This window comes from uncultured Campylobacter sp. (genome assembly GCF_938018145.1).
In the GTDB taxonomy this organism is placed as follows: domain Bacteria; phylum Campylobacterota; class Campylobacteria; order Campylobacterales; family Campylobacteraceae; genus Campylobacter_A.
Window position 1 is genome coordinate 1 of the sequence record NZ_CALIII010000269.1, and the last position, 7,895, is coordinate 7,895.

At 47.2% G+C, this 7,895-nt stretch carries 8 protein-coding genes; 1 reads left to right on the plus strand and 7 read right to left on the minus strand.

What is annotated here, in order from left to right:
* Nucleotides 1-5 precede the first annotated feature (5 nt).
* Complete coding sequence (locus Q0338_RS06195; RefSeq protein WP_298086007.1) at nt 6-176, plus strand: DUF2695 domain-containing protein; 171 nt, start codon at nt 6-8, stop codon at nt 174-176.
* Nucleotides 177-654: 478 nt separating this feature from the next.
* On the opposite strand, the gene Q0338_RS06200 is transcribed toward Q0338_RS06195, so the two are convergent.
* From Q0338_RS06200 to flgA, 7 genes are all read right to left on the minus strand, one after another.
* A complete protein-coding gene (locus Q0338_RS06200) occupies nt 655-1,824 on the minus strand; it encodes a pyridoxal phosphate-dependent aminotransferase (RefSeq protein ID WP_298086000.1) in 1,170 nt (389 codons plus the stop codon).
* A 20-nt stretch (nt 1,825-1,844) separates the two neighbouring features.
* Complete coding sequence (speA, locus tag Q0338_RS06205) at nt 1,845-3,680, minus strand: biosynthetic arginine decarboxylase (protein ID WP_298086001.1); 1,836 nt, start codon at nt 3,678-3,680, stop codon at nt 1,845-1,847.
* Nucleotides 3,673-4,920 (minus strand): histidine--tRNA ligase, encoded by a 1,248-nt coding sequence (gene hisS / locus Q0338_RS06210; RefSeq protein ID WP_298086002.1) that lies wholly within the window; start codon nt 4,918-4,920, stop codon nt 3,673-3,675. The genes speA and hisS overlap by 8 nt, the downstream gene beginning before the upstream one ends.
* On the minus strand, nt 4,913-5,491 hold the full coding sequence (gene tmk, locus Q0338_RS06215) for a dTMP kinase (protein WP_298086003.1): 579 nt from the start codon (nt 5,489-5,491) through the stop codon (nt 4,913-4,915). Before tmk ends, hisS begins: the two co-directional genes overlap by 8 nt.
* A gap of 2 nt (nt 5,492-5,493) precedes the next feature.
* Nucleotides 5,494-5,961, minus strand: coding sequence for a pantetheine-phosphate adenylyltransferase (gene coaD / locus Q0338_RS06220; RefSeq protein WP_298086004.1), 468 nt, complete (start codon nt 5,959-5,961; stop codon nt 5,494-5,496).
* An 82-nt stretch (nt 5,962-6,043) separates the two neighbouring features.
* The gene (locus tag Q0338_RS06225; protein ID WP_298086005.1) at nt 6,044-6,979 is read right to left on the minus strand and encodes a UbiX family flavin prenyltransferase; all 936 of its coding nucleotides are present in this window, start codon (nt 6,977-6,979) and stop codon (nt 6,044-6,046) included.
* On the minus strand, nt 6,976-7,782 hold the full coding sequence (gene flgA, locus Q0338_RS06230) for a flagellar basal body P-ring formation chaperone FlgA (protein WP_298086006.1): 807 nt from the start codon (nt 7,780-7,782) through the stop codon (nt 6,976-6,978). The genes Q0338_RS06225 and flgA overlap by 4 nt, the downstream gene beginning before the upstream one ends.
* Nucleotides 7,783-7,895 lie beyond the last annotated feature (113 nt).

The following is a 7,895-nucleotide window of genomic DNA, read 5'->3' on the forward strand; positions in this document are numbered from 1 at the left end:
TTCACTTGCACGGCTGCGATCACAGCCTAAAACTCACCGAGCAAATTCTTTCAAATTTGGATGTAAAAGACATTTTGAGCGTGCTTGCGTGGCTTAAAGAGCAGGGCAGATACTGTGACTGCGAAGTGATGATGAACGTTGAGCAGAAATTTGAGTATTTGGATGAAAGTCTATAAATTTTATTCGCTTGCAAAATGCCCAAAATTAGTATTTAAAAAACTCACTTTTGCAGTTCTTGCCACAAATATCCTCTTAAAATCAGTTAAAACTCCTGCGTTGTCTTCCGTAGTCCAGTGGTTTTCTATCCAAACGATCGCGCGCAGCTTCATGTAAATTTTGCAAAATCCTCTGTATTCTCCGGCGTTGTTTTTGCATTCATGTCACCATATATAAAGCCGTTATTTACGGCCAATGCCGTTTTTCAAATTTTATTTTCGTCGTTTTAGTTTTCTCAAATAATTTTTTGGTGCAAATTTTTACCAAAGCGTGCGGTAAAGGTTTTTATCGGCACAGCTTTTAATCTTGCCTAGACGGCTTAAATTTTAACGCTGAAAAATTTGAGATGAAAGGGAGAGTCAAATTTGGCAGAAGTGAAAAATTCCAAATTTGACGCCGCAAATTTACTCGCCGCGTCAAATTTGAGTCAAATTTATACTATTTTTTATAGCTTTTTACAAATTCACCGATCCTTACGATACCTTTTCTGATACTTTCTAAATCGGTCGCAAAAGAAAGCCTAAAGTATCCGTCCATACCAAATCCAACGCCCGGCACCACGGCAACTTTCGCCTTTTCTAGCAGCTCTTTGCAAAATTTCATACTATCGGGCTCAACGGCAGAGCAGTTGATAAAAAGATAAAACGCGCCGTCAGGCTTAAGCACGCTAAGTCCCGGTATAGCATTTATCATCTCAACGCCCAGGTCGCGGCGCTTTTTAAACTCGCCCTTCATATACGCGATATCCTCGTCGGCTTTGCCGAGCAGCGCAGGGATGGCGCCCGCTTGCGTTAGGGAGTTTATGTTGCTCGTGCTTTGGCTTTGTAGCTTGTTTACCGCGGCGTTTAGCTCCTTAAACGGGCTAGCCATGTAGCCAAATCTCCAGCCAGGCATCGCGCCGCATTTGCTTAGGCCGTTTATCGTGATCGTGCGGTTAAACATATCCTCGCTCACCGCCGCAGTCGCGACAAATTCGCCCTCGTAGTTTAGCTTTTCGTACATTTCGTCGCTAGCTACGATGATTTTCGTGCCTTTTAGCACTTCGCCCAGCGCCTCTAGCTCTTTGCGGCTATATATCGCGCCCGTCGGGTTGCAAGGGCTGTTTAACACTAAAATTTTAGTTCTAGGAGTGATCGCCGCTTTTAGCTGCTCGGGAGTGATTTTAAAGCCGGTCTTTTCGCTAGTTTCGATAAAAACGGGCTTGCCGCCGCTAAATTTGACCATCTCCGGGTAGCTCACCCAGTATGGGCTTGGTACGATGACCTCGTCGCCCTCGTCGATTAGTGCCTGAAATACGTTAAAAAGCGAGTGCTTGGCGCCGACGTTGGTGATGATTTGATTTGGCGCGTAGTTTAGGCCGTTGTCGCGCTTTAGCTTTGCGGCGACCGCTTCTCTCACCTCGGGCGTACCCGCTACGGCGGTGTACTTGCCGCAGCCCCTATCTAGAGCGGATTTTACCTCGTTTTTGATGATCTCGGGCGTGTCAAAGTCCGGTTCGCCCGCACCGAAGCTGATCACGTCCTCGCCGCGGGCTTTCATCTCTTTTGCCTTGGTGCTGATTTCGATGGTTAGGCTCTCGCCTAGCACCTGAACTCTTTTTGATAGCATTTTTACTCCTTTTTGTAAATTTAAGATATAGTTTTTAGATAGCCGTTATCGTTTAAAAACAGATACATTTCGCCTAAAATTTGCTTGCGCTGCGAGTCGGTTACGAGCTTTGACTTTTCGATACGCTCGTTTAGGATGTCCTGGATCTCGTAGATGTCGTAGTCTAGATCCTCCATGATATCAAGGATAGATTGGCTTTCTAGCAGGTGCGAAACCTTAAATCCCTCTGCGTCTATCTCGATGGTGGCTTCGGTCGGGTGGGTAAAGAGATTGTGTTTCATACCCAGCACCTCCTGATACGCTCCGACTAGGAAAAATCCTAAAAAGTACTCTTCCTTTTCCACGTCCACGTCGTGCAAAAACAGAGGATTTTCCTCGTCGTCAAAGCCTATCTCGCCGTCGCTATCGCAGGTGATGTCCCACAGCGACGCCGAGCGGGTAGGGCGCACGTCTAGGCGGTCAAGCGGCATGATAGGGAAATTTTGCTTTAAACCCCAAAAATCAGGCAACGACTGAAATAGCGAGAAGTTTACGAGATAGCGCTCTTGAGCTTCCTCTTGCAGCTTTAAAAGCTCGGCATTGTGCTGTTTGGTGCCTAGGATCTTAGCCGCTTTTTTGATAATTAGGTGGGTTAAAATTTCAGCATTCGAGCGGTCTTGCAGATCGACGTAACCCAGATCAAACAGCGTCAGGATACTCTCCATATGATCGATGCTATCGTGCAGATACTCTATCGCATTTGACGGTTTTATCGTGCTTAGCAGGTCGTTTAGCTCGGTGATTAGCTGAGGATTTTTCTTTTTTAGTACGAGCTTTTCCTCGGTGTAGTCCTGGCTAAAGAGCTCCAAAACCGGAGCAACCAGCACAGCGTGCGAAGCCGAGACGAAGCGGCCGCTCTCGATAAAGATATCAGGCTCCACCTCGTTTCGCTGCGTCGCCATCGTCTTTAGCAGATAGACCACGTCGTTGGCGTATTCGCTAAGCGTATAGTTTCGGCTCGAGTTTTCCTTAAACTGCGAGTACTCTATGGCTAGGCCGCCGCCTAAATTTATGGCTTTTAGGTTTTTCGCGCCCATTTTTCGCAGCTCGGCGTAGATGTTTCCTGCTTCGATTAGAGCCTTTTTTAGCGGGTGGATTTCGGTGATTTGCGAACCGATATGAAAGTGGATCATATTAAAGCGATCGAGCAAATTTGCCTCTTTTAGCAAATTTACCGCTTCGATTAGCTCGGTTGCCGTTAGGCCAAATTTGGAGTTTATGCCGCCGCTTTTAGCCCAAACGCCGGATCCCGAGCTATGCAGCCTGATACGCAGGCCGATGTTTGGCTTTGGCGCGAAACGCTCTTTTGCGATCGCGATGATAGCCTCAAGCTCGTTTAGTCCCTCGATCGTTAGCGTGATGTTGTGTCCCATTTCGGCCGCGATAAAGCCGATGTTTATCATCTCTTTATCTTTAAAGCCGTTTACGGTGATCGGCGCGCCTTCGTTGTTATACGCCATCACTAGTAGCAGCTCGGCCTTTGAGCCGGCCTCCAGCCCGTAGCCGTACTTTTGGCCGTGACGGACTAGATTTTTCACAAAGCCCGGATATTGGTTTACTTTTAGCGGATAGACGGCGTTAAAGCTACCTTTGTAGCCAAATTCGTTTTTCGCGTTCTCAAAGCTTTTGTAAATTTGCGAAATTTGCTTGTGTATGAGGTGAGGGAAGCGCAGCAGCAGCGGGCCTCGGTAGCCTTCGCTCCTGATGCTTTTTACGATGTCGATGATGGCGGGTTTTGAGCCGGTATTGACGCAAATTTTACCGTTTTCGACGATGAAGTTATTATTTCCCCATAAATTTAAACCGTAATCATACATTTAAAATCCTTTTAAGTTCCGCCTCCAGATCCGCCAAATCAAGCGTTTTTTCAGCCTTTTCGCTTAGATCTTTTAGCCAAATTTTACCCGATTTTAGCTCGTCCTCTCCGACGCAAAGGCAAATCCTAGCATTAGCGTTATCTGCGGCGTTTAGGTGCTTTTGTAGTTTTTTAGGCTCGTAGCTCACGAGAACCGGGAGGCTTTTTCTTAAATTTATCGCTATTTTATAGATAGCGTCTAGCCCATCGACATCCATCGCGCCGATATATACGCCGCTCCTTTTACTCTCGCTCTCGCGGCCGCCTAGGATTTCCATTATGCGCTCGATACCCATCGCAAAGCCAACGCCGTAGCTAGCCTTGCCGCCTAGGTACTCGACCAGCCTGTCGTAGCGTCCGCCGCCCGCGACGGCGCTTTGTGCGCCGATCTCGTTTGAAACGAACTCAAACGCCGTTTTGCAGTAATAATCAAGCCCGCGCACGAGTTTTGGATCTATCTCAAACTCCACGCCGTTGCCGCTTAAAATTTCTTGCAGCTTTTTAAACTCGCCTGCGCATTCGTCGTTTAGGCTACCGATTATCAGCGGCGCGTTTTCGTAGATTTTTTGACAGCTTTCCACCTTGCAGTCTAGCACGCGGATAGGGTTTGTTAGCTTTCTGCGCTTGCAGTCCTCGCAAATTTGACCCTCATGCTCGTCTAAAAATTTAACTAGCTTTTCGCGGTAGGCGCCCATGCTGGCAGCATCTCCGAGCGAATTTATAAGTAGCTTAGTTTTGATACCCAGGCGCGAAAATATTTCGTTTATCATCAAGATAACGCTCGCGTCCTCATAAACGCTAGGCTCACCAAAGCACTCACAGCCAAACTGATGAAACTCGCGCAAGCGTCCTTTTTGCGGACGCTCGTAGCGAAACATCGAACCGTGGTAAAAGTACCGTCTCACGCCGCCCGCGCGGTCAAATTTAGCCTCGATAAAGGCGCGCACGACTCCGGCTGTACCCTCCGGACGCAGGCAAACGTCGTTGCCGCCCTTGTCCTCAAACTGATACATCTCCTTGCCCACGATGTCGCTGCTCTCCCCGACGCTGCGGCGAAAAAGCGCCGTTTGCTCTAGGTGCGGAGCTAGCACGAACTCGTATCCGTAGTTTTTCGCGACCTCTTCGCAGATCTTGATTATCCTCTCGTAAAGTCCCGACTGGGGCGGCAAAACGTCCTTCATCCCCCTTAATGCGCTAATCATTTATAAACTCCTTTATCAAATTCGTTATTTTTTCTTCGTCCCAGGCGGCGCCTATTGTGACGTAGCAGACGTCTAGTTTTTGCAAAATTTCCTCCATCGCGTCCTGCACTTTTAGCAGATAATCAAATCCGCGAGCCTCTATGCCGTCCATCTGCGCGCGCGAGCATAGGCGCGATCTTAGCGTGCTTTCGTCCGCTTTAAAAAATACTATTTTTTGCGGAAAATTTCCTTGCAGGGCGAATTTGTTTAAATTTAAAAGCTCCTCAAAGCTAAAATTTCCGCCCGCCAACGCGTAAGCCATACCGGAGACAAAGCCCCTGTCGCTTAAAATCATCTTGTCTAAGTTGGGTTTTATTATTTTACCGAAATGCTCGGCTCTATCGGCCAAAAATAGCAAAATTTCGGCCCTTTTATCCAGGTCGTTTTCTTTTAGTAAAATCTCGCGCAAATTTTCGCCAAGCTTCGTGCCGCCGGGCTCTTTGGTCACGATCGCTTGCGGGTAAGCCGCCGCCAGCCGCGCTATCTGCGTGCTTTTGCCCGCGCCGTCGATACCTTCAAATAAAATATACAAATTTAGCCTTTCAAAGTTTCTAAAATTTCGCCCGGAACCAGCTTGCTAACGTCGCCGTCGTGGCTAAGAACGGAGCGCACGATCGAGCTTGAGATAAAGGCGTTTTTGAGGCTCGGCATCAGATAGACGGTCTCAAGTTCCTCCCAAAGCGTGGCGTTTGCGTAGCCGATTTGCAGCTCGTACTCAAAGTCGCTGACCGCGCGAAGTCCGCGGATCACGACGTTTACGCCGCAATTTTTAGCAAAATCAACGAGCAGGTTATCAAAGCCCACGACCTCGACGTTTTTTAGATCCGTCGTTGAGATTTTTACCATTTCTACCCGTCTAGCCAAGCTAAAATATGGCTGCTTGCTCTCGCTAGCCGCAACCGCGACGATGACTTTATCGAAAATTTTAGCCGCGCGTTTGATGACGTCCAGATGGCCGTTTGTGACCGGATCGAAGGTACCGGGATAGATACAAGCTTTCATTTTTCGCCTTTAAATTTTAAAGGATGATTTTACTATTTTATGCCTAAAACAGGACTTTATCTTGCGGCTAGCGCAGCTGTTTTTAGCCCCATCTTTTGTAAATTTGATGCTCTAACCCGAGCAGGTCAAGCCACTTGCCGATGATGAAATTTTCCATATCTTCAAGGCTATTTTGACCAGAATAATAACCCAAAACTGGCGGCGCAATAACAGCGCCGAGCGCGGAAAGCTTGGCCGCGTGCTCGAGTGCCAGCGTAGAAAACGGCATCTCTCTAACGCCCAAAACCAGCCTTTTTCGCTCTTTTAGCGCGACTGCGGCGGCGCGAGTTATCAGCGTGTCGGCAAAGCCCGCGTGGATTTTAGCAAGGGTGTTGATAGAGCAGGGCACGACGATAGTAGCGTCTATACCAAACGATCCCGAGCTAGGAGCCGCGGCGAGATCGGAGTCGCCATAGATAACGGCGCGATTTTGCAAATCTTGCCAAATTTGATAAATTTCGTCTTTTTGAGCGCTATTTTTATCAAATTCGCTTTTGTTTTGAAATTCTCCGCCATCAAATTTGCCTAAAATTTGAGCGTCTTGCCGCTCGTTTTTCTCGCCGCCCTCAAATTTACAAATTTGCCCGTTTGTGTCGTCAAGAGCGCAGTTATCCAAAGCGTCAATTTTTATAACATTATCGCCCAAATCTTGCGCGCTATCCGTAAATTTGCCGTTTTGATTTCGCGATATTTCGTCTCCGCCTCCAAAATCTAGCTCGCCTTGAGCGGAGCTAAAATTTGCAAATTTTGCGTCTTCGTGATCTTTGTCAAATTTGGCAGTACTTTGGTTTGCGTTAAATTTTAAAGCCGCCGCGCCGTTGTTATAAAAAATATCCGTGAAATTTAGCTCTTTTTCTAGCACGTTCATCGCGTTTTTGCTCACGCACAGATGCAATTCGCTTCTTTTTGCTATCTCGCGGGCAAGCTTTAGCCCCAAATTTACGCCGCTTGCACCGCTAATGCCGAGAAAAATTTTCATCTTATTATCACCTGTTTTTTTGAGACGATTTGCGCGCTAAAGACCTTTTTATCGTTGTTTTTGACCTTGATGGTTTCGCCTAGATTGCCGTTTTCCAGCGCCGTGACTTCGACTATGATACTGAGCGCCCCGTCGCTAAGCACGGCATTTATGCGCTCGCCTTTTTTTATGAGCGATAGCGGGGTAAACTGTCGCAGTCGCAGCACTTCGCCGCTTTTTATATTTTGTTTGGCCGCTAGCCTCGCGTTTGGCGCGTCGCTCATCATGTCTGGGCTAAACTCGCCAAGCTCGACCCAGTCCTTTGTAAAGTCGCCGATACCTAGCATTTGGCGCGTCGCAAGCGGCTTAGTAGCCCTTAAAACCGGCATTTTTGCGTTTATTTCATATCTAAAAAATACGCTTGGCTGCGAGCTGTTTGGCGTGACAAAACCGGCTCTAAAGCTACCTTTTTGATTGATTTTGTTTACGTAAATTTTATCGAATTTGTATTCGTGAAAGTTTTTAGGAAGTTCGTTTTGAGGCTCGATAAGCGGAAATTTGACGAATTGCAGTCCCTTAAACTCGCTCGTAACCTCTTGCAAAAAGGCGCGCTGCACGAGAGCTAACGCGTCGCAGTTTTTGACAAATATCGTCTCTCCGCCGCTTTTATCCTCAAGCTCTAGCCCGTGTTTTTTTAAAATTTCAGCTAAGTCTCGCGAATTTATTTTTGCGGCTTTGTTTTCGCTTAAATTTAAAATTTCGTCGCTTTTGCCCGTAAAGCCTAAGTCTGCAAGCGTGATTTTGCCGTTTGAAACGCAATACATCGGCCAAAGCGCTAAATCCGAAGAAAATAAAAAAATGGGAAAAAATAGTAAGAAAAAAATGGAGCGGGAAACGAGATTCGAACTCGCGACCCCAACCTTGGCAAGGTTGTGCT